Source organism: Variovorax sp. Soil_C_17 (assembly GCF_057657265.1).
This window is the reverse complement of the sequence record NZ_JBDGIT010000017.1, coordinates 33,588-58,385: the sequence shown is the minus strand read 5'-3', so window position 1 is coordinate 58,385 and position 24,798 is coordinate 33,588. Positions and strand designations below refer to the sequence as shown.

General features: G+C 65.3%; 20 protein-coding genes and 1 pseudogene. 10 read left to right on the top strand and 11 right to left on the bottom strand.

All coding sequences use genetic code 11. The features are described 5' to 3' along the window. Positions 1–12: 12 nt before the first annotated feature. Positions 13–528 carry a GlcG/HbpS family heme-binding protein gene (locus AC3A6Y_RS33145; protein ID WP_487872465.1) on the top strand — a complete coding sequence of 172 codons (516 nt, stop codon included), beginning with the start codon at positions 13–15 and terminating at the stop codon, positions 526–528. 78 nt (positions 529–606) lie between these two features. Then, the gene (locus AC3A6Y_RS33140) at positions 607–1,065 is read left to right on the top strand and encodes a RidA family protein (RefSeq protein ID WP_261380356.1); all 459 of its coding nucleotides are present in this window, start codon (positions 607–609) and stop codon (positions 1,063–1,065) included. Between the two features lie 84 nt (positions 1,066–1,149). Here AC3A6Y_RS33140 and AC3A6Y_RS33135 read toward each other — a convergent pair whose 3' ends face one another. Further along, entirely contained in the window at positions 1,150–2,067 is a 918-nt protein-coding gene (locus AC3A6Y_RS33135; RefSeq protein WP_487872464.1) for a LysR family transcriptional regulator, read from the bottom strand. A 71-nt stretch (positions 2,068–2,138) separates the two neighbouring features. On the opposite strand from AC3A6Y_RS33135, the gene AC3A6Y_RS33130 reads away from it, so the two are divergent. Genes AC3A6Y_RS33130 through AC3A6Y_RS33115 form a run of 4 tightly spaced genes read left to right on the top strand, consistent with a single transcriptional unit; the run spans position 2,139 to position 8,941 of the window. Further along, on the top strand, positions 2,139–3,548 hold the full coding sequence (locus AC3A6Y_RS33130) for an aminotransferase family protein (RefSeq protein WP_487872463.1): 1,410 nt from the start codon (positions 2,139–2,141) through the stop codon (positions 3,546–3,548). Between the two features lie 46 nt (positions 3,549–3,594). After that, entirely contained in the window at positions 3,595–4,572 is a 978-nt protein-coding gene (locus AC3A6Y_RS33125; RefSeq protein ID WP_487872462.1) for a Bug family tripartite tricarboxylate transporter substrate binding protein, read from the top strand. Next, complete coding sequence (locus AC3A6Y_RS33120; protein ID WP_487872461.1) at positions 4,569–6,884, top strand: N,N-dimethylformamidase beta subunit family domain-containing protein; 2,316 nt, start codon at positions 4,569–4,571, stop codon at positions 6,882–6,884. The genes AC3A6Y_RS33125 and AC3A6Y_RS33120 overlap by 4 nt, the downstream gene beginning before the upstream one ends. Next, the gene (locus AC3A6Y_RS33115; RefSeq protein ID WP_487872460.1) at positions 6,881–8,941 is read left to right on the top strand and encodes an acetoacetate--CoA ligase; all 2,061 of its coding nucleotides are present in this window, start codon (positions 6,881–6,883) and stop codon (positions 8,939–8,941) included. The genes AC3A6Y_RS33120 and AC3A6Y_RS33115 overlap by 4 nt, the downstream gene beginning before the upstream one ends. Positions 8,942–9,452: 511 nt before the next feature. On the opposite strand, the gene ltrA is transcribed toward AC3A6Y_RS33115, so the two are convergent. From ltrA to AC3A6Y_RS33095, 4 genes and pseudogenes are all read right to left on the bottom strand, one after another. Beyond that, entirely contained in the window at positions 9,453–10,934 is a 1,482-nt protein-coding gene (ltrA, locus tag AC3A6Y_RS33110) for a group II intron reverse transcriptase/maturase (RefSeq protein ID WP_487872459.1), read from the bottom strand. 312 nt (positions 10,935–11,246) lie between these two features. Then, on the bottom strand, positions 11,247–12,302 hold the full coding sequence (locus AC3A6Y_RS33105; RefSeq protein ID WP_487872458.1) for an IS630 family transposase: 1,056 nt from the start codon (positions 12,300–12,302) through the stop codon (positions 11,247–11,249). Between the two features lie 322 nt (positions 12,303–12,624). After that, positions 12,625–13,215, bottom strand: a pseudogene (locus AC3A6Y_RS33100) (IS630 family transposase); the annotation flags it as partial. A gap of 249 nt (positions 13,216–13,464) precedes the next feature. After that, the gene (locus AC3A6Y_RS33095; protein ID WP_487872457.1) at positions 13,465–14,403 is read right to left on the bottom strand and encodes a LysR family transcriptional regulator; all 939 of its coding nucleotides are present in this window, start codon (positions 14,401–14,403) and stop codon (positions 13,465–13,467) included. A 166-nt stretch (positions 14,404–14,569) separates the two neighbouring features. Between AC3A6Y_RS33095 and AC3A6Y_RS33090 the strand changes: the two genes are divergently transcribed. The 3 genes from AC3A6Y_RS33090 (at position 14,570) to AC3A6Y_RS33080 (ending at position 18,657) form a co-directional block, all read left to right on the top strand. Further along, on the top strand, positions 14,570–16,033 hold the full coding sequence (locus AC3A6Y_RS33090) for an NAD-dependent succinate-semialdehyde dehydrogenase (protein WP_487872456.1): 1,464 nt from the start codon (positions 14,570–14,572) through the stop codon (positions 16,031–16,033). 107 nt (positions 16,034–16,140) lie between these two features. Further along, positions 16,141–17,658 carry a CoA-acylating methylmalonate-semialdehyde dehydrogenase gene (locus tag AC3A6Y_RS33085; protein WP_487872455.1) on the top strand — a complete coding sequence of 506 codons (1,518 nt, stop codon included), beginning with the start codon at positions 16,141–16,143 and terminating at the stop codon, positions 17,656–17,658. A 27-nt stretch (positions 17,659–17,685) separates the two neighbouring features. Continuing rightward, entirely contained in the window at positions 17,686–18,657 is a 972-nt protein-coding gene (locus AC3A6Y_RS33080) for a PDR/VanB family oxidoreductase (RefSeq protein ID WP_487872454.1), read from the top strand. Between the two features lie 48 nt (positions 18,658–18,705). Here AC3A6Y_RS33080 and AC3A6Y_RS33075 read toward each other — a convergent pair whose 3' ends face one another. The 3 genes from AC3A6Y_RS33075 to AC3A6Y_RS33065 all read right to left on the bottom strand — a co-directional run bounded on the left by AC3A6Y_RS33075 (position 18,706) and on the right by AC3A6Y_RS33065 (position 21,008). Beyond that, complete coding sequence (locus AC3A6Y_RS33075) at positions 18,706–19,302, bottom strand: flavin reductase family protein (protein ID WP_487872453.1); 597 nt, start codon at positions 19,300–19,302, stop codon at positions 18,706–18,708. 42 nt (positions 19,303–19,344) lie between these two features. Then, positions 19,345–20,349 (bottom strand): Bug family tripartite tricarboxylate transporter substrate binding protein, encoded by a 1,005-nt coding sequence (locus tag AC3A6Y_RS33070; RefSeq protein WP_487872452.1) that lies wholly within the window; start codon positions 20,347–20,349, stop codon positions 19,345–19,347. Positions 20,350–20,411: 62 nt separating this feature from the next. After that, positions 20,412–21,008: a 3-hydroxyanthranilate 3,4-dioxygenase gene (locus AC3A6Y_RS33065; protein ID WP_487872451.1), complete on the bottom strand. Its 597-nt coding sequence runs from the start codon at positions 21,006–21,008 to the stop codon at positions 20,412–20,414. A 48-nt stretch (positions 21,009–21,056) separates the two neighbouring features. Here AC3A6Y_RS33065 and AC3A6Y_RS33060 point away from each other — a divergent pair, with 48 nt between their 5' ends. Beyond that, positions 21,057–21,938, top strand: coding sequence for a LysR family transcriptional regulator (locus AC3A6Y_RS33060; protein WP_487872450.1), 882 nt, complete (start codon positions 21,057–21,059; stop codon positions 21,936–21,938). An 8-nt stretch (positions 21,939–21,946) separates the two neighbouring features. On the opposite strand, the gene AC3A6Y_RS33055 is transcribed toward AC3A6Y_RS33060, so the two are convergent. The 3 genes from AC3A6Y_RS33055 to AC3A6Y_RS33045 all read right to left on the bottom strand — a co-directional run bounded on the left by AC3A6Y_RS33055 (position 21,947) and on the right by AC3A6Y_RS33045 (position 24,715). Then, positions 21,947–22,750: an aspartate dehydrogenase gene (locus AC3A6Y_RS33055; protein ID WP_487872449.1), complete on the bottom strand. Its 804-nt coding sequence runs from the start codon at positions 22,748–22,750 to the stop codon at positions 21,947–21,949. Between the two features lie 42 nt (positions 22,751–22,792). Further along, positions 22,793–23,746 (bottom strand): dihydrodipicolinate synthase family protein, encoded by a 954-nt coding sequence (locus AC3A6Y_RS33050; RefSeq protein WP_487872448.1) that lies wholly within the window; start codon positions 23,744–23,746, stop codon positions 22,793–22,795. A 333-nt stretch (positions 23,747–24,079) separates the two neighbouring features. Further along, positions 24,080–24,715 carry a GntR family transcriptional regulator gene (locus AC3A6Y_RS33045; RefSeq protein ID WP_487872447.1) on the bottom strand — a complete coding sequence of 212 codons (636 nt, stop codon included), beginning with the start codon at positions 24,713–24,715 and terminating at the stop codon, positions 24,080–24,082. Positions 24,716–24,798 lie beyond the last annotated feature (83 nt).

Below are 24,798 nucleotides of genomic sequence, written 5' to 3'. Positions count from 1 at the left end.
GAGGAATTCGCCATGGTTACTCTCCGCAATATCGCATCCCTCATTGCTGCGCTCACCGTATACGGGGGAAGCGTACCGGCCATCGCGCAGGCATCCGCGCCCGCTGCGGCCTCAGTCCCGCAGTACGGAAACAACATCAATCTCGAGCAGGCCCGCCACGCTATCGGTGCTGCGCTTGCCGAGGCTCGGCGAATCAACGTTCCCATGGCGGTGGCAGTGGTGGACACCGGGGGCAACCTCGTGGCATTCGAGAAGATGGACAACACTCAGAACGCCAGCATTCTGGTCGCCCAGAACAAGGCGGTGTCGGCCGCGATGTACCGTCGTCCGACCAAAGCGTTTCAGGATGCGCTGGCAGCTGGCAACGCCGGCCTGCGCATTCTTACCCTGCCCCATGCGAACGCAGTTGAAGGCGGCATTCCGCTGATGCAAGCGGGCGTGATCGTCGGAGCGATCGGCGCCTCAGGCGGCTCTCCAGATCAGGACTCGGTCGTGGCGACTGGTGGCGTGGCAGCGATGGGGCGATGAGGCCTTGCCGACATCGCCAACAAGTGCGCATGTACCTGCATGCCCTATTGAAACCGGCTCGTCAACTTAGGAGTGGATATGAAATTTCGCCATGCACTGCTCGCCACAGTATGCAGTTCGCTTTTTCTGACAATGACTGCGAATGCCCGCGAGTACCTCAAATCGGAAGCTGGGCAGCCCCGTGGGTATTCCACCGCGGTGGCGACGCAAGGCGGGAAGACGCTCTGGATATCGGGTCAAGTCGGTATAAGGGATGAACAAGGCAAATCGATGGCCGGCGACTTCGAAGGCCAGGCCCGCGTGATCTTCCGAGCCATCGACGCAGCGGTCAAACGCGCCGGCGGCAGCATGAAAGATGTCGTCAACATTACTGTCTATCTGACCGACCCCAGGCTGCTGGAGCCGCTCATTCCGATCCGCCACGAGTTCTGGCCCGAAGGCAACTTCCCTGCAAGTACGTCTATCACGGTACACAGTCTGCCTTTCGTGGGAATGATGATCGAGGTGTCTGCAATCGCGGTCATTGGTGATAAATAGACTTTCCTGTTGGCGGCGAATGATGGTCCGATCCCGTCCGCCGGATTGCAAGGGCATTGGGTACGTCTTGGTGGTTTGCTTTTCTTAGTGCGATGGCTTGAATCCGGAAAGCGCAAACATCCTTGCCTTGAGGGCCTCGATGAATGCGGTCACGCGCGCGGGCCTGTAGATGCCCGGAGGCAGCGCGACGTGAATGGCGATCGGCTCAAGCCACCAGTTCGCCAGCACCCGCTGCACCCGGCCCGTCTTGAGGTCTTCTTGGCACATCCAGGGGGCCGCCGCACCGATGCCCGCTCCGTTGAGGATCGCGCGGTAGCTCGACAACAGGCTGTCGGTCTGGATCGGCGTGTCGAGCCTCACCATGCGCGAGCGTCCCGCCCGGTCCAGCATGCGCACGTTGCCGTTCACGTAGGGCACGAGCCCCACGCAGGGCAACTGCGGAAGGCGCGCCATGCTGACAGGCCCCAGCTTCTTGAGCAACTCGGGCGTGGCGATCAGCACGCGCTCCATCGTGCCGAGCTTGCGGCTCACCAATTCAGGATCACGCACCTCGCCCACGCAGACCCAGCAATCCGCGCCCCACGCCGTCAGATCGAGCAAGCGATCGGTCAGCGTGAGTTCAACACGCAACGCGGGATGCGCCGCGCGCAGGTCAGTCACCGCGTCGGTCAGGAAGCCCGTCCCATACCCCGAAGGCCCGATCACGCGCAGCGTGCCTTCAGGCCGGCTCTGCCCGCCTTTCAGGCGCTGCGACAGGCCTGACCAGCGGTCGCCAAGGTCGCGGGCCTCGACGAGGAGCGAGCGCCCCTCATCTGTGAGCGAAAAGCTCGCGGTTGTGCGCAGTGCCAGCTTGCAGCCGAGCAGCCGCTCCAGCTCGAGCAGACGCCGGCTGACCGTGGGCTGCGTCGTGCCCAGCAGCCGCGCCGCTTTGCTGAGCGATCCGCTTTCGCCGATCTTCTGGAAAGTGTCGAGCAGGTCGAGCCGGTCGTGTACGTGCTTCATACGCCTACCGTATAGCACTTCATCACGCCATGCGTCTAGCGGAAAGTCTCTCCGGTTCGTATCGTCGGGCCATGAACACTTCGAACTCCCCCGCGACCGGCATCGCCCGGATCGGCGACAGCCCCAAAGGCGGCTCCGTCCTCGGCTTTTACGCCCCCAAGGGGTCGGCCCGTCCTCCGCGCGTCGCCCGCGGCGAGGGCATCTTCCTGTGGGATGCGAACGGCAAGCGCTATCTCGATGCAACCGCCGGCGCCGTCGTCGCGAACATCGGCCACGGCAGCCCGCGCGTGCTGGCCGCGATGGCCGAGCAGGCCTCCAAGGTGACCTTCGCGTACCCGCGCTTCTTCGAGAGCGAACACAACATCGCGCTGGCCGACCGCGTCTGCGAGCTTGCGGGCGACGGCTTCGACCGCGCATTCTTCGTCTCGGGCGGTTCGGAGGCCAACGAGGCCGCGATCAAGCTGGCGCGCCAGTATGCGGTCGTGACCGGCCAGGGCAGCCGCTCGAAGGTGATCTCGCGCGATCCGAGCTACCACGGCTCGACGCTCGGCGCGCTGGCGGTCACCGGCGACGCCAATACGCTCGGCCTGTACGGTCCGATGGTCCGCCCGATGCCCAAGGTGCCGGCGCCTCTGTCGTACCGCGTGCCCGAGGGCCACTCGGTCGAGTCGTACGAGCAGGCTTGCGCCGACGCGCTCGAGCAGACCATCCTGCGTGAGGGCCCGGAGACGGTGCTGGCCTTCATCCTCGAACCGATCGGCGGTCTTTCGACCGGCGCGGTGGTCTCCTCGGCTGCGTACTTCCAACGCGTGCGCGAGATCTGCGACCGCCACGGCGTGCTGGTGATCTTCGACGAGATCATGAGCGGCGCCGGACGTACCGGCGCCTTCCTGGCCGCGCACCATTGGGAGAGCGCCCGCCCCGACCTCGTCACGCTGGCCAAGGGCCTGGCCGCCGGCTACACGCCGCTCGGTTGCCTGCTCGCACCGAACAGGATGGTCGATGCGATCGCGGGTGCCGGCGGCTTCGTGCACGGCCACACCTACTTCACGAATCCGCTGTCGTGCGCGGTGGCCCGTGCGGTGGTCGAGGAGGTGGTGCGGCAAGACCTCGTCACGCGCGCACAGGGCAGGGGCGAACTTCTGCTGGCGCGCCTGCGCGACATCGCGTCGCGCTCGCCGATCGTGGGCGACGTGCGCGGCAAAGGCCTCCTCACTGCCATCGAGATCGTCTCGGACAAGGGCAAGCGCAGCCAGCTGCCGGTCGCCTTCAACGCGCCCGCCCGGCTGACCGAGCATGGCCTGAAGCACGGCATCGCGCTCTACAACCGCCGGGCCAACCTGGGCGCCTTCGGCGATTTCCAGATGATCACGCCACCGCTCACGATCACCGAAGCGGAGATCGACGAGTTGGGCGACCTGCTCGAAAAGTCATTGGCCGATCTCGCCGACGAGGTCGCGCGCAAGGGCCTCGCGCGCTGAACCCGGCAACCCCACGATTTCGCAACCCCACCCAGGAAAGCCTCCGATGAAACTCTCGTTCAATCTCAAGGCCGCGCTCGCGTGCACGGCATGGGCCTTCGCCGCGGCGGCGGGGGCACAGATCAACACCGCGCACGGCCCGCTGAAGCTCATCGTCGGCTACCCGGCCGGCGGCTCGGCCGACGTGCAGGCGCGCACGCTCGCCGACAAGCTGGCGGCCGAACTCGGCACGACCGTCGTCGTGGACAACCGCACCGGCGCAGGCGGGGCGATCGCAGCCGACTACGTTCGCACGGCGCCGGCGGACGGGCTCACCGTGCTGCTCGCCAACATGCACATGATGGTCATGCTGCCGCTCACCACGAAGTCGGTGCGCTACGACCCGGTCAAGGACTTCAAGCCCGTCGGCCGCATCGTGAGCTTCTACGAAGGCATTGCGGTGCCCGCCGAGCTGCCGGCCAGGGATGTGAAGCAGTGGCTCGACATCGTCGCCAAAGACCCGAAGAAGGCGAACTACGGCGTGCCCGCGCCGGGCAGCGTCTCGCAGTTCATGGGCTATCGGCTCGGCAGCGACGCCAAGGCCGGCCTCGTCGCCGCGCCCTACCGAGGCGCCGCACCGCTGGTGCAGGACCTGCTCGGCAACCAGATCTCAGCCGGCATCATGCCCATTGCCGATCTCGTCGCGCACCAGCAGTCGGGCAAGCTCAAGGTGCTGGCGGTGAATGGCGCCAAACGCGCCGCATTGCTCCCCGACGTGCCGACGCTCAAGGAACTCGGCCAGCCGCACTTCGACAACCTGGAATGGACCGGCCTCTTCGTGCCGGCCGGCACGCCGCGGCCCATCGTCGACCAGCTGCATGCGGCGCTCGGCAAGGCACTTGCCAACAAGGACGTGCAGGAACGGCTGCTGAAGCTCAGCAGCGATCCGAATCCGAGCACGCCCGAAGAACTCTCGGCCCTCATCGCCGACGACATCAAGCGCTGGGGACCGGTGGTGAAGGCCTCGGGCTTCACGTCGGAATGACAGCGACCGCCCCGCACCCGATCCCGCCGCACAAACCGCTGCAGCTGCCCGGCCTCCACGGCTACGCCGATGCCAAGACGGTGGCGGCGGGCGATCTCGTCCGCTTTCACGTCAGCAGCGACGTGCCTTACGAATTCGCGGTCTGCCGGCTGGGCAGCGACGTCGAAGGACGCAGCGACGACGTGGCGCTCGAAGCATTCGCGCCGCATCGGGCGCGCGTTCAGCCGATCCACCCCGGCTCCTACGTGCATGTCGAGCGCGGCTTGCCGGCCGGGCTGCCGCTGCGCGGGTTGAGCTTCGAATGCTGGCTCAAGCCCTGGACGGTCGACGTCAGGCAGACCATCGTCAGCCAGTACGACGACCCCGCGCACCGCGGCTTTGCGCTCTTCATCGAACCGGGCGGCGCACTCTCGTTCCACCTGGGAGACAACGCCGCACCATCGCACGGCCGGCTCGCGACGCGTCGTTGGCAGCACATTGCCGCCACGTGGAACGGCGAGCTCGCGACGCTCTGCATCGATGGGGTGTGCGTCGCGGAGTGGCCCGCGCTGCAGGCCGTCGAGCCCGCGGCCGCGCCGCTGCGGCTCGGCGCCAGCGCCATCGACGGCCTGGCCGACCTGTTCCTCGAAGCCGACCTCGTCATGCCTGCGTTGTACGACCGGGCGCTGTCGGGCAGCGAGATCGCCGCCCGCCATGGACAACGCGGATTGCAGATCGCAACGGGCCGTTCGGTACTCGCCTGTTGGCCACTGCGGGAAGAGCGCGGCTCGCAAGTGGCCGATGCCAGCGGATACCAACGCACGGGACGCATCGTGAACCACGCCACCTGGATGATCGTCGGCCCGGCCTTCGAGCCCGGCAAGGTCGGCCAGTACGAAGAAGACGAATCGCCCTACGACCCGCTCCACGACCCGACGCGCGGGCACGGCCTGCGGTTCGCGGGCGATGATCTCTACGATTGCCGCTGGGACGCGGTGCACGAATTCCGCATGCCCGACGACGCCAGGTCGGGCGTCTACGTCGGCCGCGCGCGCTTCGACATCGAGGGCCGCAAGGCGGACTACGACATCACCTTCATCGTGCGCAAGCCCGCGCACGTGGCACCCGCCCCCATCCTGGTGCTGTGCGCCGTCAACAGCTGGCTCGCCTACGCCACCACGCCATTCGCGAAGAACGTGGTCGACGATCCGGTGTGGCCGCGCCGTTCGGAGGGCCTGGAGAACAGCCATCCCGACGCGCCCGCCTTCAGCAGCTACGTCTACCACCGCCACGGCCAGCCCTGCTACCAGGTCGGCCTGCGCATGCCCTGGCCCAATGCCAGCCCCAACGCGCTCTACGACCCGGCCGCGAGCGGCTTCAGCCAATGGACGCGGCTCGAGCGCCACCTGCACGTGTGGCTCGACCGGCAGGGCTACGACTACGACGTGATCGGCGACATCGACCTGCACCGCGATCCGTCGCTGCTCGCGCGCTACAAGACCGTCTTCATCAACGGGCACAGCGAATACTGGTCGCTGCCCGGGGTGGAGGGTCTCGACGATTTCCTGAAGTGCGGCGGCAGCGCCGTTGTGCTGTCGGGCAACACGATGTACCTGCGCGTGAGCTACGACGAAGACTTCACCGTCATGGAGCAGCGCAAGGTCAACGGGCCCGATCACGACGACACCAGGCCGCCCGTGGGCCCGCCGGCCGGCGCGTACGGCGAGCAGTACCACAGCCAGGACTGGGCGCGCGGCGGAAGGCTCAAGGCATCGGGCCGACCGGCCGGCGAGATCATCGGCCTCGAAACTGCCGGCTGGGCCTTCGCCGACGGCGATGACTTCGGCGTCTATAACGTCGAGCTGCCGGCGCATGCGCTCTTCAACGAGCCGCAGCCGCTGGGCCTCGGCAAGGGCGAAACCTTCGGCCACTCGCCCGGCGGCGGGCTGCCGCGTGCCATCGGTCACGAGTGGGACCTGACCCTCTCGACCCTCGCGAAGATGACGAAGCGCCGCCCCCCGGGTGCTTCCTTGCCCGTCGCGCAAGAGGGCATCGAGGTCATTGCCAAGGGCATACGGCGCGTCCCGGGCAAGCTGGACGCCTACCTCGACTACTACTCGAGACTCACCGAATCGCTCGACGGACTTTCGGCCGAGATGATCTATTGGGAGCGGCCGCAAGGCGGTCGCGTGTTCCACGCAGGCGCAGTGGGCGCGGCCTGGGTGATTGGCAGCGACCCGCTCTTCGGAACGCTGCTCGGCAACGTGCTGCATCGTTTCGGCGTGGCCCCCAAGAATCTCGCATGGGCTCTCACTCACAAGGCTGCATCGTGACCACACAACCAGAAACCGCCCCTCGCACGGCGTCCGCACCTTCCGAAGCGCCCTTATGGACACCAGCGCCGGCCCGCAAGGAACGGGCCCTGATCACGCACTTCGAGTCTTGGCTGGATTGCGAACGCGGCCTACGCTTCGAGAATTACGAGGCCCTGTGGCAATGGTCGGTGACCGACCTGGAGGGCTTCTGGAGCGCCGTGCTGGCCTTTTTCGCGCTTCCGTTGCGAACGCCGTACGCGCGCATCCTGTCCAGCGACGACATGCCGGGCGCCCGCTGGTTCGAAGGCGCCCAGCTCAACCTGGTCGACCAGGTGTTCCGCCACGCCCACCTTGCCTCGCCAGCGATCGTGTTTGAAAGCGAAGCCTCGGGCACCGGCGCTGTGAGCTGGGACGAGCTCCAGCGCCAGGCGGCATCGGTGGCCCAGGCCCTGCGCGAGCTGGGTGTGCAGCAGGGCGACCGCGTGGCCGGCTACCTCCCCAACATCCCCCAGGCGGTCGTTGCGTTCCTGGCCGCCGCCAGCTTGGGCGCGGTGTGGTCCCTGTGCGCGCCGGACATGGGGCCGGTCAGCGTGGGCGACCGGTTTCGCCAGATCGAGCCCAAGGTGCTGGTCGCAGTAGATGGCTATCGCTTCGGCGGCAAGCCGTTCGACCGCCGCGGCGCACTGGACGAGATCCTGCGCGAGCTGCCGACGGTCACCGGCATCCTCTGGATTCCGCATCTTGACGCGGCTGCGCATCCGCCCGGGCAGGCCACGGGCCGCACGACGGTGCGCTGGCAGGAGGCCATCGCATGCGTGACAGCCTGGCAGCCGGCGGCGCTCCCGGCAGATCACCCGCTGTGGATTCTTTACTCGTCGGGAACGACGGGGCTGCCCAAGGCGATCGTCCACGGCCACGGCGGCGTGCTCGCGAACGGCATGGTGAACATGGTCCTGCACGGCGACCTGCACCCGGGCGAACGCGTCTTCTGGGCCGCCAACACGTCGTGGATGGTGTGGAATGCGCACGTCATGGGGCTGCTGGGGGGCGCCACCCTCGTGCTGTACGACGGCGCCGTGACCGGTGCCGGCGCCGAGCCGGACTGGGGCCACCTGTGGAGGCTCGCGGGGCGACTGGGCGTTCACGTGTTCGGCGCCGGCGCTGCGATCCATCACGCGTGCCTGAAGGCCGGCATCGTGCCGCGCGAGATCGCGGACCTGCGGCAGTTGCACACGGTGTCGTCCACAGGCTCTCCGCTGTCACCCGAGGCTTGTGATTGGCTGTACAGCGCCGTCAAACAAGATCTCTGGCTCAACATCGTTTCCGGCGGCACGGACATCGCGGGCGGTTTTCTGGTGGGGCTTCCCATCCTGCCGGTGTACACAGGCGAGATGCAATGCCGCACGCTGGGCGCCTGCGTGCAGGCGTGGAACGAGGCCGGCCAGGCCGTGCTGGACGAGGTGGGGGAACTGGTGTGCACCAGGCCCCTGCCTTCGATGCCGCTGTACTTCTGGGGAGACGAGGGAAATCGGAGATACCTGGAGAGCTACTTCGAGACCTTCAAGGACAGCCGGGGCCGCAACGTCTGGCGGCATGGCGACTGGTTGCGACTGGCGCCACGGCCGGAAGCCACGGCAGGCGTGATCTACGGCCGTTCAGACGCCACCATCAACCGCCAGGGCGTGCGCATGGGAACATCCGAGCTGTACCGTGTCGTGCAAGGCATCACCGAAGTGCTGGACAGCCTGGTCGTGGACCTGGAGTACCTCGGGCGCGATTCGTACATGGCGCTGTTCATCCAGTTACGGCCCGGCATCGAGTTGGACGAGCCGCTGGCGCAGCGCATCCGGCAGGCCTTGCGCACGGGTCTGTCGGCACGCCACGTCCCCAACGAAATCGTCCAGGTGAGCGCGATCCCGAAGACCATCACTGGCAAGAAGCTGGAGTTGCCCGTCAAGAAGCTGCTGCTGGGCCACGCGCTCGAGAAGGTCGTGAGCCGCGATGCGCTGGCGAAGCCTGGGAGCATCGACTGGTACGTGGATTTCGCCCAAAGGTACCGCCGTCGCATAGGCTGATGCGGATGTGCATGATGGCTGGACCAGATGAGGGATCCCAAACCATCGGGACTGATCGCAGGAAGACAAAGTTTCCGCTCCGTGCACTTTCTTTGACCCAAGGGGACTCGAAGCAACACCCACAGCTTCAATTGGCAGACCTCTGTGCTGGGGTCATCAATCACTTCTACAAGTGCCAAGTCGGTAGCTTGACCGACGGCCTCACGGGCGTGGTCATGGACCTCAAATGTCTCGACTGGGGCGACAACTTCGTATTGCCGCAGCCCGATGTCACGCCAGAGGCACTTGGCACAGCCGAAACAGATGGATCCAACAGTGTTGAAGCAATGGTTGAGTATCTAGTGCAGTGCGCCACTCTGTTCTGCACTTATCCCGCTGCGGCAGCGAGACCTGCCTTCGCTCGCGTGACCTTGGCCAGGATGTCGGAAGCCCGAGCGGCTCGCGGTAGGGATGCCCGTTACCGGGCACCCCCCGCACAGATCCGGACGTGCCCGATTCGGGCATCCGGCTCCTACCTCGGGTGTTTGACGGCAAAGCGCCGGTCCGGCCATGGATGAAGGATTCGGGGTGTCGGGAGCCAGTGTGCAGCGAGCTTCGTCATCCGTTCCCACGTCAGCCCGTCTTTCTGACTACGCCGCCGGAGCGTGCGCCGCCATAGTTCCGTAACGTGGTACCGGAAGGCCTGCAGTGCCCGCAGATTCGTGGGCACCGCGTGATACGCGAAGTAGCCCGCGATCACAGCCTTCAGCCATTTGCCCTGTTCGGGGATAGCGTCGTGCATGCGTTCCCGAAGCTGCGCCTTGATTTCCTTGAGCCTCGCCATCATGCGGTCACCCCTTGTCTTTCGCAGGAGCTGGAAGGCTCCGCGGCGGGTCTTTCCACAGATGAAGACAAAGCCCAGGAACGTAAAGGTTTCTGGCTTACCCAACCCGCGCTGCGTTCGTCGTGCTGCCGCAAAGCGGCCGAACTCCAGCAGCCGGGTCTTGTCCCCGTGAAGCTCGAGCGAGAACTGCTCGAGCCTCGTTCGCATCGCACCCCAGAAGCGCCTCGCGTCGGCTTCATGCTCGAAGCCGACCACGATGTCGTCGGCGTAGCGCACGACGATCACGTTGCCAGTGGCTTCGCGCCGCCGCCATTGCTTGGCCCAGAGATCGAAGACGTAGTGCAGGTAGACGTTCGCGAGCAGCGGTGAAACCACTGCCCCTGGAGGTGTCCCCATCTCACTGACGCTCCAGTTCCCGTCTTCCAGGACGCCCGCCTTGAGCCACTTGCGCACAAGGCGTATGACGCGCTCGTCGCCAATCCGATGCTCCAGGAATCGGACCAGCCATTCCTGGCTGACCGAATCGAAGAAGCCTCGGATGTCGGCGTCGAGAATCCAGTTCACCCGGGTCTCGCAGATAGCCACCGACAGTGCATCTAACGCGTCATGCTGCCCTCGGCCGGGTCGAAACCCGTACGAGAAGCCGAGGAAGTCTTCCTCGTAGATCGCGTTGAGCACCCCGACAGCCGCGCGCTGGACGATTTTGTCTTCCAGCGGAGCAATCCCCAGCGGGCGCTGCTTGTCCGTGCCCGGCTTGGGTATGAACCGCCGCCGAACAGGTTGCGCCCGATACGTGCCGCGATGGACTCGTGCATGCAGTTCCCGCAGGTTGCCCTCCAGGTCCGCCTCGTAGTCCTCCCATGTCACGCCGTCCACTCCGGGTGCGGCACGGCGCTTGAGCGCCAGGAACGCCTCCGTCAGCAGATCGACTGTCACATGATGCAGCAGCGCAGTGAACTTTTCCTTCTTCCGCTGCCTTGCAGCGTTGCGTACACGGTCCAGCCCCTGTGACACGCTACCGCGGCTCTGTGTCCGTCGCGTGTGCGGTTGGCCCGTGTTCCCCTTGGTCCCCGCCCTTGGCTCCGCCCACTCCGCAGCCGGTCGCCCGGCCTTGTTCGCAGGCTTCATCGCTACTATGGCGGAGTCTGACTTCTCGGGTCCGTTCATCATCGGCTACGGCTCCTCGCCTTCCCGATGCGGGCCAGCCCATGAGGCGGCTGGTCAGACCCGAGATCTCCCGGTTCCCGTACAAGGAGCGTGCGCACATGCCAGGTTCTACGACCACGCCGAGTCGTCAGGGTGCTTGCGATGGCGCGCCCTGGCGTTTCGCCTTCCGCCTCTGGAACGGCGTCGGCACCCGGAATTTCTTTCCTATCGCGGCTCAATGGCTGGCCTGTGCGTACCCCTGTCAACGCTTCGCGCCCCATCTCGCGATGTGACACGCATGACTCGGGGACAACATGATTCGCTACTTCTTTGTTGTCAGGGACTTGCACCCTTTACTCCTTGCCGGTCTCCCGGCGCACTCCAGATGAACGGCTTGGGGTCGATGTTGTGATGGGCGACGTAAAGATCGATGGCCAACTCCAGCTCTGCCACGCTGGTGAAGCTGTCGCGCCGGATGCGCTTGTCGGTGATGTCGCGGAAGAAGCGCTCGACCATGTTGAGCCACGATGCGCTGGTTGGAGTGAAGTGCATGACGAATCGCGGGTGTCGGGCCAGCCACTTCTGCACGTCGGGATGGGTGTGCGTGGCGTAGTTGTCGACGACAAGATGCAGGCTCAGATGCTCGGGCGTGCTGCGGTCGATGAGCCGCAGGAACTTGAGCCACTCGCCGTGGCGATGCCGCGGCTGGCACATCGAGATCACGCTGCCGTCCAGCGTGTTGAGCGCCGCAAACAGCGTGGTCGTGCCATGACGCCTGTAGTCGTGGGTGACGGTGCCGGCACGCCCGCGCTTCATCGGCAGCCCCGGCTGCGTGCGGTTGAGCGCTTGGATCTGGCTCTTCTCGTCGCAGCTGAGCACCAGGGCATGCTCGGGCGGATTCATGTACAGGCCCACCACGTCCATCAACTTGTCTTCGAAGCGCGGATCGCGCGAGAGCTTGAAGCTCCGGCTCAGGTGAGGCTTCAGGCCATTGCTGTGCCAAACGCGGCGGATGGTCGTGGCGCCCACGCCCAGGTGCTTGGCCAGCGTGCGGGTGCTCCAGTGGGTGGAGTCAGCGGGCTTCTCATGCAGCGTGGCGTGCACGATGCGCGACTCCGCCTCGGCCGTAACCGTGGCGGGCCTACCCGAGCGAGGCGCGTCCTTGCGAAGCGCATCGATGCCTCCGTGCAGGAAGCGCTGGCGCCATAGCGCCACTTGCCGGCGATCAAGGCCCACCTCCACAGCGATGTCCTTGTTCTGCAGCCCCTTGGCCGCCAGCATGATCACGAGTGCGCGCTGCTGAAGCCGCGCCTCCACGCGCCGGCCCTTGGCCAGCACACGAAGCTCCCGCTCGGTCTGCTCGTCCAGTTCAATTGTCTCGGCAACTCGCATCGCTCCAGCCTCCTGAGCGGTTGGAGTATGAAGGGGATGATAAGTTCTTTAACTTCACGCGCACTGCACTAGTACGACATCCTTGAATTAGCTTGCTGATTACGGCTCAAGGTACGGGGCGAGCAGCGTTGCAACGGCGGCCGCCGAGTGCGCAAGGTCGCCCGATACGGGCAGCGGCTCCCAACGTCCCGTGTGACTGCGGAACGCAGCGGTGTACCTTGTGCGAGATACCTCCGTCAGCCGAGCAATGATGTCGACGACATCGTCGCCGCGGTGCATCTGGATCAGTAGGTGTTTGCCGTAGGGGCGAACTCGGACATGGTCATGCCCCGTGAGACGAGCCAGATGACGCTGGAGTTCGTCGGCTCGTGCTCGGGCGAATGGATCTGACATCGGCAGGGATCCTCTTGGGTTCACCGGTCTGTAGTTCGAACCCGGCGAATGTCCACTTAAATGGCTGCGGCGCGCGATTGCGCTGGACGATGAAGTCCTCGGTACGCTGCCGCAGATGGGAGATCGAATAGTGGCTGGCGTGACGAAGCACTCGCCGTGTGTAGATGGCAAACAGCAACTCGATCTGGTTCACCCAACTGGCATGCAAGGGGGTGAAATGAAAGAAGAAGCGCTCGCCATGTCGAGCGTTGAAGCTCTTCCAGACGCCGTAGGCGCGGTGCGTGTTCAGGTTGTCCCAAATCACGTGGACGTTTCCCTCCGGATAAGTCCGGGCGACTTCCTCCATGAATGCCACCAAGTCGGTCTGGGTGCGACGGTCGGTACAGCGCGCAAGCACGCGCCCGGTATGCACGTCCAGCGCAGCGGTCAGTGCCTGTGTGCCGTGGCGAATGTACTCAAACTCTTGCCGGCGCAAGCGCGCCGGGCGCGGAGCTCCATCGCGATGTTTGCGCTGGACGGCGAGAGCATCCAGAAGTTGGGGGTGTGCGCTGCAGCAAAAGTCGACCCCTTGGGCGGAAATCGGTGCGCCTCTGGGTAGAAAGCTTGGCCGCTGAAGATTTGCTGCACTGCACACCCCCAGGAAATGGATAGTCTCCATCAATGTCTGGTCTTGAACCAACGAGCAGACATCGCCGCAGCGGCTCTCGAGTCCGCGCCAACTGCGAGCGGGCGAACTTTGAAGCCTTGCAGAGAGATCGCACGCGGCTTCTCAGCCCTCAATTCCGGCGACGGCAACTGCGGAGTTGGCCTTTCTGAGTGCGTCAACGAGCATCTGCGCGGAAGGCGAAAGCCCCGGCGCTGTGCGCCACCAAACTCCCAGTGGACGGTCGGTTTTGGCCAGCTCGATTGGTAGGACCTTGATCAGCCCGGTGCGTGCCTCCACGTCGGCCAAGTGCTGCGGCCATACAGTGATCATTTCCGTCGTGAGTATGAGCGCACGATTTGTCAGGAACGACATGGATTCCACCGTGGCCACGGGCGCATCCAATCCGGCTTCGCGAAAGGTCACCTCGAGTTGTCGCCGCATGGACGTTTCGTGCGGAGGAAGCACCCATCCGTAACCATCGAGCATGTCCAATCGAAGTCGCGGCTTTCTGCTCAAGGGGTGTTGCGCGCTCACGATAAGGCGAACACGGTCCATTCCCAGAACTTCCTGCGTGATGTCCGCCGGCAGCCGCCGGCGCGGCAGCCGGCTGGTCATGAGGTCCAGATCGCCACGGCGCAAGAGCGTGGTCAGCCAGTCATGCTGACCTTCAACGACTGTCACCTTCAAATGCGCCTGGCGCTTCAACACGAAGGTCAATGCGGCTGGAAGGATGCCGCCGGCGGTCGATGGCAGCGTACCGACCGTCACGCTGCCATGCCCCTCGCGCAGTTCGCTCACCTCGCGATCCGCATTGCGAAGCTGCGCAATGATGGTACGTGCATGCCGCACGAGCACCTGTCCAAAAGGCGTTGGTACCGAGCCACGACTGGTGCGCGTGAAGAGAGGGGCCTCGGTCAGCGCCTCCATCTCCTGCAGTGCCTTGGTCACTGCCGACTGGGTCATGTTGAGGCGCTCGGCAGCGCGCACGAGGCTTCCCTCGCGCTCGATGGCGTCGGCCAGGCGCAAGTGCCGCAGGGAGATGCGCTGTTCCCAATTCGGCATGGGCACCACCTTTCCTTGTGAGGGCTCGGCACACCTTGGGACCGTGGCGAGCGCCGGGGCCATGAGTTTTGTTCAAGTGAATGGTAACGGAATTCACTTTTTGGAATTGCGTCGGAATGCCATAGTGCCCCCGGATGAACCTTCCGTTTGCCAAGGATTGCACTCGATGACCGACTACCCCGACCTCCAGCTCTACATTGGCGGCGCCTGGCGCAAGACGCATGGCGACATGCCCGTGGTCAATCCCGCGACCGAACAGGAGATCGGTCGCCTGCCGCGTGCCAGAACCTCGGATCTGGACGACGCGCTCGGCGCGGCCGAAAAGGGCTTCCGGGTGTGGCGCCGCACCGCACCCAGCGAACGCGCGGCCGTGCTACGAAGCGCAGCACGGCTCATGCGCGAGCGCATCGACACCATTGCGCACGCAATCACGCTCGAGCACGGCAAGCCGCTCCCGGAAGCACGCCTGGAAGTGATCCGGGGCTGCGAATTCCTTGAGTGGGATGCGGGCGAGGCGGTGCGCACCTATGGCCGCGTGATTCCGAGTGCTCACGGCACCCGCTACATCGTGCATCACCAACCCATCGGCACGGTCGCGGCCTTTGCGCCGTGGAACTTTCCGATGAGCCAGCCGGCACGCAAGATCGGCGGGGCCATCGCCGCGGGCTGCTCGATCATCCTCAAGGCAGCCGAGGAAACCCCGGCTGGCGCACTGCACATTGCCCGCGCGCTCCACGATGCGGGCTTGCCGCCAGGCGTGCTCAATCTGGTCTTCGGCGATCCGGCTGAAATTTCCGGCTACCTGATCCCCCAGGACCAAGTTCGCCTCGTCGCCTTCACCGGTTCGACCAATGTCGGGCGCCATCTCACGACGCTGGCATCGCAGCACATGACGCCCGTGCTCATGGAACTGGGCGGCCATGCGCCCGTCATCGTGTGCGATGACGTGGACGTGCGGGACGCAGCGCTGATGTCCGCCAACCGCAAGATGCGCAACGCAGGCCAGGTCTGCACGTCGCCAACCCGGTTCTTCGTCGACGAGAAGGTCTTCGACCAGTTCGTGGAAATCTTCGCTGCGCGCGCGCGCGCCCTTCGCGTGGGCGACGGCATGACCCCTGGCGTGGAGATGGGCCCACTAGCGAACGGCCGCCGGGTCCGGGCACTCGCCGAGCTGGTGGAAGACGCCACGGCCAACGGTGCTCGCCGGGTCGCCGGCGGCAAGCGCATCGACCGCCCGGGTTACTTCTTCGAGCCCACGGTCCTGGCCAACGTGCCTGCCGGCGCCCGGGTCATGGGTGAGGAGCCTTTCGGTCCGCTGGCCATCATCAACCCGGTGGGTTCGCTGGACGAAGCGATCGCGCAGGCCAATGCCGTGCCCTTCGGCCTGGCGGCCTACGGCTTCACCCACAGTGCAGCCCGGGCGGATCAGATGGCGGAAGAGGTCGAGTGCGGCAACTTCTCAATCAATACCCTGGAGGCGTCGCTGCCCGAGACGCCCTTTGGCGGCGTCAAATCCAGCGGCTACGGGCGCGAAGGTGGCAGCGAGGGGCTACATCACTACATGACCGTCAAGAACGTCTCGCACTTCATGCAGATCGAGCCCGCGTCCGCCAATAGATCCGGAGACTAGGCCAGGTCTGCGGATGCCCCCGCACGCTCCACGTGGGCCAAACACGCGCGCTCTCACGTCGTGGACTGCCGTTGGCGGTCCTCAGGATGGAAAACATTGAAATCACCATGCTGAATTCCGAAGCCAATCTCCTTCACTTCATCGGCGGCCGCCCGGCGGCCAACACCTCCGGCCGCACGCAGGACGTGACCAACCCGGCCGGCGGGCGGGTGACCGCCAAGGTGGCGCTGGGCGCCCCGGCCGACGTGGATGCGGCCGTGGCCGCCGCGCAGGCCGCGTTCCCGGCCTGGGCCGACACGCCGCCGATCCGCCGTGCGCGGGTGATGTTCAAGTTCCTGGAGCTGCTCAACCAGCACCGCGACGAGCTGGCGCACCTGGTCACCGCCGAGCACGGCAAGGTCTTCACCGACGCCCAGGGCGAGGTCACGCGCGGCATCGACATCGTGGAGTTCGCCTGCGGCATTCCGCAACTGCCCAAGGGCGACTACACCGAGCAGGTCTCCACCGGCATCGACAACTGGACGCTGCGCCAGCCGCTGGGCGTGGTGGCGGGCATCACGCCCTTCAACTTCCCGGTGATGGTGCCGATGTGGATGTTCCCGGTGGCGATTGCCGCGGGCAACACCTTCATCCTCAAGCCCAGCCCGACGGACCCGAGCCCGTCGCTGCTGATGGCGCAGTTGCTGAAGAAGGCTGGCCTGCCCGACGGCGTGTTCAACGTGGTGCAGGGCGACAAGGTGGCGGTGGATGCACTGCTGGAGCACCCCGACGTGAAGGCGATCAGCTTCGTCGGCTCCACGCCCATTGCCAACTACATCTACGAGACCGCCGCGCGTCACGGCAAGCGCGTGCAGGCCCTGGGCGGCGCGAAGAACCACATGGTGGTGATGCCCGACGCGGACATCGACCAGACGGTGGACGCGCTGATCGGCTCGGGCTACGGCTCGGCCGGCGAGCGCTGCATGGCGATCGGCGTCGCGGTGCTGGTGGGCGACGCGGCCGACAAGGTGATGCCCAAGCTGATCGAGCGCGCGAAGTCGCTCAAGGTGCTCGACGGCGAGAACCTCGCGGCCGAGATGGGCCCCATCGTGACCCGTGCGGCGCACCAGCGCATCACCGGCTACATCGAGCAGGGCGTGAAGGAAGGGGCGAAGCTGCTGGTGGATGGCCGCAGCTTCGACGCGAGCACCGCGGGCGAAGGCTGCGGGGACGGCTTCTGGATGGGCGGCGCGCTGTTCGACCACGTCACGCCGGAGATGCGCATCTACAAGGAAGAGATCTTCGGCCCGGTGCTCTCGTGCGTGCGCGTGCACGACCTGGCGCAGGCGGTGGACCTGATCAACGCGCACGAGTTCGGCAACGGCGTGTCCTGCTTCACCCGCGACGGCAACGTGGCGCGCGAGTTCTCGCGGCGCATCCAGGTGGGCATGGTGGGCATCAACGTGCCGATCCCGGTGCCCATGGCCTGGCACGGCTTCGGCGGCTGGAAGCGGTCCCTCTTCGGCGACATGCACGCGTACGGCGAGGAAGGCGTGCGCTTCTACACGAAGCAGAAGTCGGTGATGCAGCGCTGGCCGGAGAGCATCGGCAAGGGTGCCGAGTTCGCGATGCCGACGGCGAAGTAGCGAGCCGGCTTTCATGGACGTTCCGCCATGTCATCCCCCACGCTGAAAACCCTGGTCCACACCATTCGCCACGAAGCCGACGGCATCGTCAGCGTCGAGTTCCGTCCGGCCACGCCGGAGGTGGATTTCCCCGCCTTCGAAGCCGGCTCGCACATCGACCTGCACCTGCCCAACGGCCTGGTGCGCAGCTATTCGCTGTGCAATCCGTCCAGCGACCGGCAGCGCTACGTGGTGGGCGTGCTCAACGACAAGAGGAGCCGCGGCGGCTCGCGCTATGTGCACCAGCAGCTGCGCGTGGGCAGCACCATCGAGATCTCGCATCCGCGCAACAACTTCAAGCTGCACGAAGACGCGGACCGCTCGGTGCTGGTGGTCGGCGGCATCGGCGTCACGCCCGTGTGGTGCATGCTGCAGCGCCTGGCGGCCCTGGGCCGTCCGGTGGAGATGATCTACTGCGCGCGCAACCGCAAGGAAGCCGCCTTTATCGATGCCATCACCGCGCTGGTTGCGGAGAAGGGCATCGATGTCACCTGGCACTTCGACCAGGAGAAGGGTGCGCCGCCCAACCTGGTGGCCATGCTCGAAGGCAAGGGCGCCGCCAGCCACTACTACTGCTGCGGCCCCACGCCCATGCTCGACAGCTTCGAGAAGAGCTGCGAGGAGCTGGGCTTCGCCAACGCGCACATCGAGCGCTTTGCCGCTGTGCACATCGAGGCGCCGGCCGCCACCGAGACCTTCGTCGTGGAATGCGCCAAGAGCGGCAAGAGCGTGGAAGTGCCGCCTGGCAAGTCCATCCTCGACAGCCTGATCGAGGCAGGCCTGAACCCGGACCACAGCTGCAAGGAAGGCGTGTGCGGCGCCTGCGAGACGCAGGTGCTGGAAGCCGGCGAGATCGAGCACCACGACGGCATCCTCACCAAGCTGGAACGCCAGTCGAACAAGACCATGATGATCTGCGTGTCGCGCTGCAAGCGCGGCCCGCTGGTGCTGGACATTTGACAGCGGGCCGCCTGATCGCCGGCGGTACGGCCCCGAGGGCCGGCACCGCTAGCGATGCAGGATCTGTCCGATCGTGGCGTAGTTGGGACCTGCAAGCCGGGAAATCGGATTGAGGAGCGCGGTATCGACCTTGCCTCCGGCGCTCATCAGCGAATCGCGCACGTGGAAGCTCAACACGTCCCCGATCATCAACCTGGTCGGCCCCTGTCCGAGTTCGATGCAACGATGAAGCCGGCATTCGACGGCAATAGGTGCATCCAGGAGACGAGGCGCGCCGACGTGTGACGAGGGCGCCGTTCGCAAGCCCAGGGAATCGATCTCACTGATGTCGCTCGGGTACTCCTCCGCGCTCGCGTGTAGCGGTGACAACAAGGCGTAGTCGGCGATGTGAACGACAAACTCCCGCGTGTCGAGGATATTTCGCGCGGTGTCTTTAAGCCCTGCGCCATCACGCTTCGCGTCGACACCGATGGCCAACATCGGTGGTGAGTGGCTCACGAACGTGAAGGAAGAAAACGGCGCCAGATTGGCGCCGCCTTTGCGCGACCGTGTGCTGACCCACGCAATGGGCCTCGGAACGACGATGCCGGTCATCACTTTGTAGACCTCTGCGGCGGTCATCGTTCGAGGATCAAGGTACTTCATTCTTGACATCCTTGCGGGCCGCAGAGCCCGGGCACTTCAGGGTCAGTCAATGGTGACACCCGTCTCGGCAATCAGGGGCTTCATCTTGTTGGATTCATCACGCACGAAAGCGTCGAACTTTTCTGGGGTCATGGTGACTCGGCTGTAGCCCAGATCCGAGAGCTTTTTCCAGTTCCCAGGGTTCGACACCGCTTGTTCGAAGGCCTCGTGAATCTTGTTGATGATGGGCCGCGGCGTTCCCTTCTTCACGGCCACGCCAAGCCAGAAGTCCATGACCAGCGATGGAAAGCCGATCTCTGCGGTGGTTGGGACGTTCGGCAGATAGCTGTTGCGACTGGAATCGGCAAGGGCCAGGGGAATCACCTTGCCGGTCTTCATCAGGTTGAGAGTGCCGGGCACCGCGTCGAACAGCAGATCGATCTCGTTGGTCATGATGGCCTGCATGGTCGGTGGAAAGCCCTTGTAGGGGACATGCGTGAACTTCGCGCCCGGAGCCGCTCTAGACAGGATATGCCCCAGGAGGTGCGGCGCAGTGCCTGATCCGAAGGAGCCGTACAGGACGCTTCCGTCAGGCGAGGACATGGTCTGCTTCAACGACTGGACGCTGTTGATCTTGCCCGAGACGTTGGCCAGCATCACCTGCGGCGCGCGAACGAGCATGGAGACGCCGTCGAAATCCCGCGCCGGAAGATAGTTGCTGTTCTTGTACAGAAAGGGGTTGACGCTGAAATCTCCGGTTTGCCCTACAAACACAGAGTAGCCATCGGCTGGCGAGGACATCATGTCACCCACGGCGATCTGCGACCCACCACCCGGCTTGTTGAAGATGACCACCGGCTGCCCCAATTGCTTCGAAAGCTCCGGCTCAATCGTTCTGACGAACGTATCCACCGCCCCGCCCGCAGGAAACGGAACCAAGACTCGAATCGGTTTGTTCGGATACGCCCCTTGCGCCTGAGATGGCAGGGTCGCCCCTCCAAAAATTCCTACCGCGGCTGCGCAGAAGATGGTCTTGAGAATTGGATGCGTGGGGCTTTGAGCGGTCATGACGTTATCCGTGAGGTTGATTGAGAGTGGAGCGAACTTGCTTGGGGATTTGAGCGGCACGCTTACGACCCCGTCAACGCTGGCACGGCTGCGTCGGGATGATGAGCGGCCAGGTCGGCATGCCACTGACGCCAATCCTTGGCGGGGTGGACGGCTCCGCACGTCTTGCAGGTGCGCTCGGCGTCGCTGGTTTCGTAGAACTCGGCGAACACCTTGGGCAGATCGCTCACAATGCTCTGCAGTTGAAGCTCTTTGCGAACGACGAGCGAGCCGCAAACGGCGCAAGCCCATTCGAATGCATCCTTCACTCCCACGGGGCGCGAGCGCTCGATCACCGTGCACAGGCTGCCAGCCTCGGGCCGCTGGGGCGAGTGGCGCACATGCGCAGGCAGCAGGAACGTGTCGCCCTCGTGGAGGGTCACGCGCTCGAACTTGCCCCGGTCCAGCAGCAGTAGGTGTGCGGTGCCTCGGAACTGGTGGAAGTACTCCTCGAACGGGTCGTCGTGGAAGTCCGAACGCTGGTTGGGGCCGCCCACGACCGTGCAGATCAGGTCCGAATCGGCCCAGATCTGCTTGTTTCCGACAGGCGGCACGAGGCTTGCGGCGTTCTCGGCCAGCCACTTGTCAAAATTGAAGGGTCCGCCGTACTTCAGGTTCATGTTCACCTCGTCATGAAAAAGGAAAATCGCAACATCTCATTGAAGCAAATGAGGGCCTTCGTCGCGGTGGCGCGGGCGGGCAGCTTCACGCGCGCGGCGGACCAGCTGTTCATCACGCAGTCGGCGCTCTCGTCCCTGATCCGCAACCTCGAAGCTGAACTCGATTTGCGACTGCTGGACCGAACCACGCGGCGCCTCGAGCTCACGGACGCAGGAACGGAACTGCTCGGCTCCCTCGAGCAACTGCTCGGTGACCTCGATCGGATGACTTCCGATCTGCGCGACGTCAGCGTGATCCGCCGCGGGCGTGTCCGTATCGGCGCGACGCCGCTGCTGGCCTCCACCTTTCTTCCGGTCGCCATCCAGGCTTTCGCAGAGCGGTACCCCGAGATCACGGTCCGTGTCTTCGATGACGCCTCGGCGAAACTGATGCAGGCCCTGGAGCAGGGAGACATCGACCTGCTCATCGCGACGCTGGATGGCGAGCATCCCGAGCTCGCATCCACCGTGGTCCTGACGGATGTGATGGTCCTGGTCTGCCGAAGTGAACACTGCCTGGGCGACGCACCGCAGGCCACCTGGCACGACCTGCTCTCCGAGCCCGTCATCGCCATGTGCAAGGGAAGCGGCTTGCGCACCATCATGGACCAGACCATGGAGTCGATCGGCGCCACGATCAGCCTTTCGCAGGAGGTGAACCATGTGGCCACCGCCATCGCCATGGTGGCGGCAGGCATGGGCATCGCCGTGCTGCCCGCCTACTCGGTCCGTTTCGGCGAAGCGGCGGGGGTCCGGGCCGTTCCGCTGATGTCCCCGACGGTGCAGCGGCACGTCAGCCTCTCGACGCTCAAGCGCCGAACGCCTTCCGCCGCGACCCAGGCCATGGCGGACCATCTGCTGGAATTCGCGCGCCGGCGCGGGGATCGCTGAGCCCGCCGTCACAGCTCGCCCCCATGCGAGGCCACCGTTTCCAGGATGCTGAAAGCGGTGATTCGCGAGGATTTGGGATTGGCCGGCAGGGGACTGTTCTCGACTGACAGGCGGATCGTCCCTGCAGCACCGTGCGCGGTGAGTTCGTGGCGATTGGCGTTGGCGCCTGGCTCCGCCACCAGTTCGACGGTCACGGCCATCGGGTCGCCCACGGCCAGCGCAAGCGCCGCGACAACGTTGGCGTTCTTGGGAAAACGCGCTGCCGCCTCTTCGGCACCGCCACGGAAGAAGACGGTGCTCTTGTCGGTGGCCGACAGGTCGACCAGGCGCTCCGCTTCCGTACCGCGCCAGGCGGCCACGGGCTTGCACCCCCGGTAGTTCACCTGGACGGCACCGACCCGGCGCGCCGCGCGCAGGTAGTCGAGCCCCCCGAGCGCCCCGGAAGGAATGAGAAGCCGGCTCCTGCCCTGACGCGCGCAATCCCACAGGCGGTTGCGCAAGGAAGAATCCATCAGGGCACCCACCGAGGCCGCCACGACATCGCAGCCCGCGCCCAGGCAAGCCGCTGCGTGGCTTTGCAGGGCCGCTTGGCCCGCCACCTCCACGACCAGGTCGGGTTGTGCGGCCAGCAGATCGTCAAGCCGGGTCCACGATGTGTGCAGGCCGCCATGGGCCTGCGCGCCGGTGACCAGCGCCCCGATGAGTTCGGCGCCCGGCACATGGCCGGCTTGCAATTCGCCGGCAAGGACCTGGCCCAGGGCACCGAAGCCGATGAGTGCAATCCGGCGGGGGGTTCGGCGTTCCTGCGTCATCGTCCTGCGCCAGATCTGGATGCTTGCCTGAACATGCCCGCCTCAGAGACGCAGGCCACTTTCGGCGAACATCTGGCGGGTCAACGCCCGCTGCTGTTCGGTCAGTCTAAGCAAAGGACGCCGGACCGGGCCGCCGACCTGCCCGAGCAGTTCCTGCCAGTACTTCGTGTGGGCCTGCGGCGTTCCGGCGGGACGACTCTTGCGGAAGGCCTGGCGTGCAGGCTCGAGGCTGTCGCGAACGGCACGTGCCTCGGCAAGGCGCCCTTCGAAGGCGAGCTGGGTGTACTCGTGAATGCGCTGGTCCCTGGCCGTCTGAAGAAGAAGCGGGGGCGTGGAGCACAGGTAGAGGCGCCATCCCAGATCGATGATGTTGTCCAGCCAATCCTCTTCCGACGAGGTGCTCACCTGAATGCGGTCGCCCACCAGCTGGGTCAGCTCCGTGTACAGCTCGCGCGGGACGCTGTACTTGATGGCCACGATGTTCGGAAGCTCGGCAATCCTGGCGCATAGCTGGGGCGACATGATGTATCCGCAATCCGGGTGGTTCCACATCGCGATGCCGATGTCCAGCGTCTCGCTCAGATGCCGGTAGTACTCGTAGACGGTCGCTTCGATGTCGTTCGCGAAATGAAGCACCGGGCTGTGCACGACGATCCAGTCCGCGCCGACCTTCTCCGCGTGGCGCGCCAGGTCGATCACCACGTCCAGGTTGGTGTCCGAGCAGGACATCACGGTGCGCGCCCGCCCTTCGCAAGCTTGTGCCGCGATCTCGAAGCTGCGCTTTCTTTCCGGCACCGACATCGAGAAGAACTCGCCTTGCTTCCCGGTGACGAACAATCCCGCCACCTTCAATGCGCCGACCCAGTGGTCGATGTTCTGTGCGAACCCCTGCTCGTCGAAGGAAAGATCGGCGCGATAAGCCGTGGTGCTCGCGGCCCATACGCCGGTAAAGTGCTCTTTCGCGTAGTGCTGGGCGTTGTCCTTCGTGTACTTCATTGGCTCTTTCTGCTGGTTCAGCGTGCTGGATGCGCAGGGCGCGCATTAGCTGGGACGCTTTGGATGGGAAGGTCCTGCGATGCCTGGCTGCCCAAGGCATGTGAGGTGTTGCGTGCGGCGTGAGTCGGCCATGGCCTGAATTACAGACCGCCCGGCGACCCGCAACAAACGGGAAATTTCGAATGACTCAGAAAGTGACTCGCTGAATCAAGGGTTGCGGTTGGCCAACGGGTCGTCGACCATCTCGCTGCTCGCTTCAGGATGGGCAGCGGGATCGAGTGAGACGGCAATGCAGGCAGAAGCGCGCGCTTTGCACGCAGGAGTTCCAGCTGCCTAGGACTGGCCAGCGGTTCGGAGGGTCTCCGCGAAGTCGCGCTGGGCAGCGAGAACCAGGCGAAGCATGGCATCGTGGGCGGCAACGCTGTCCTTGCGCGCGAAGGCGTTGCGCAGTTCCTGGTAGCCGGTGATGACCGCCAGTCGCCGCGCGGGATCGCCAAGCGTCATTCGTCGCACCAACGCCACCTGATCCGCATAGCGGCCGATGCCGGAGGCCAGGCGGGTGTTGCGCACGGCCGCGAGCCAGGCGTCGCGGAACTGGCGGCCGGCGCCAAATGCACCGGTCGCGTCATCCGACTCGTGCGCCCGCTGCGCTTCGGCAAGGGCGGCGTCCACTTGCTGCAGCTGCGCGCTCGTGATGTCACGCGCAGCGAGGGCGGCGGCGCGCGGCTCGAGAAGCAGGCGCAGCTCGAAGACGTCCTCGACGTCTTGCGGCGTCAGGGTGGGCACCTTGTAGCCGCGTGGGGTGCTCACCAGGTAGCCCTCGGCCACCAGTTGGAGAAGCGCCTGGCGCACGGGCACCCGTGAAACGCCGAGGTTGTTCGCGATGTCGGCTTCGACGAGTCGCTCGCTGGCGCCCAGCAGCCCGCCCCGCAAGAGCGCAAGAAGGTAGTCATAGGCAGCCGCGCTCAAGCTGGGTTGAGCGGCGGCGGAGTTTTCTTCTCTTACTTGCATTTCGGTGACGGGGTGCGAAGCCGCGAGCTTAAGGCGCCCCG

Bases quoted from the DNA above. Each gene is read 5' to 3' on its own strand.
- AC3A6Y_RS33145 (WP_487872465.1), top strand. From the start codon at position 13: ATGGTTACTCTCCGCAATATCGCATCCCTCATTGCTGCGCTCACCGTA.
- AC3A6Y_RS33140 (WP_261380356.1), top strand. From the start codon at position 607: ATGAAATTTCGCCATGCACTGCTCGCCACAGTATGCAGTTCGCTTTTT.
- AC3A6Y_RS33135 (WP_487872464.1), bottom strand. From the start codon at position 2,067: ATGAAGCACGTACACGACCGGCTCGACCTGCTCGACACTTTCCAGAAG.
- AC3A6Y_RS33130 (WP_487872463.1), top strand. From the start codon at position 2,139: ATGAACACTTCGAACTCCCCCGCGACCGGCATCGCCCGGATCGGCGAC.
- AC3A6Y_RS33125 (WP_487872462.1), top strand. From the start codon at position 3,595: ATGAAACTCTCGTTCAATCTCAAGGCCGCGCTCGCGTGCACGGCATGG.
- AC3A6Y_RS33120 (WP_487872461.1), top strand. From the start codon at position 4,569: ATGACAGCGACCGCCCCGCACCCGATCCCGCCGCACAAACCGCTGCAG.
- ltrA (WP_487872459.1), bottom strand. From the start codon at position 10,934: ATGATGAACGGACCCGAGAAGTCAGACTCCGCCATAGTAGCGATGAAG.
- AC3A6Y_RS33105 (WP_487872458.1), bottom strand. From the start codon at position 12,302: ATGCGAGTTGCCGAGACAATTGAACTGGACGAGCAGACCGAGCGGGAG.
- AC3A6Y_RS33095 (WP_487872457.1), bottom strand. From the start codon at position 14,403: ATGCCGAATTGGGAACAGCGCATCTCCCTGCGGCACTTGCGCCTGGCC.
- AC3A6Y_RS33090 (WP_487872456.1), top strand. From the start codon at position 14,570: ATGACCGACTACCCCGACCTCCAGCTCTACATTGGCGGCGCCTGGCGC.
- AC3A6Y_RS33085 (WP_487872455.1), top strand. From the start codon at position 16,141: ATGCTGAATTCCGAAGCCAATCTCCTTCACTTCATCGGCGGCCGCCCG.
- AC3A6Y_RS33080 (WP_487872454.1), top strand. From the start codon at position 17,686: ATGTCATCCCCCACGCTGAAAACCCTGGTCCACACCATTCGCCACGAA.
- AC3A6Y_RS33075 (WP_487872453.1), bottom strand. From the start codon at position 19,302: ATGAAGTACCTTGATCCTCGAACGATGACCGCCGCAGAGGTCTACAAA.
- AC3A6Y_RS33070 (WP_487872452.1), bottom strand. From the start codon at position 20,349: ATGACCGCTCAAAGCCCCACGCATCCAATTCTCAAGACCATCTTCTGC.
- AC3A6Y_RS33065 (WP_487872451.1), bottom strand. From the start codon at position 21,008: ATGAACCTGAAGTACGGCGGACCCTTCAATTTTGACAAGTGGCTGGCC.
- AC3A6Y_RS33060 (WP_487872450.1), top strand. From the start codon at position 21,057: ATGAGGGCCTTCGTCGCGGTGGCGCGGGCGGGCAGCTTCACGCGCGCG.
- AC3A6Y_RS33055 (WP_487872449.1), bottom strand. From the start codon at position 22,750: ATGACGCAGGAACGCCGAACCCCCCGCCGGATTGCACTCATCGGCTTC.
- AC3A6Y_RS33050 (WP_487872448.1), bottom strand. From the start codon at position 23,746: ATGAAGTACACGAAGGACAACGCCCAGCACTACGCGAAAGAGCACTTT.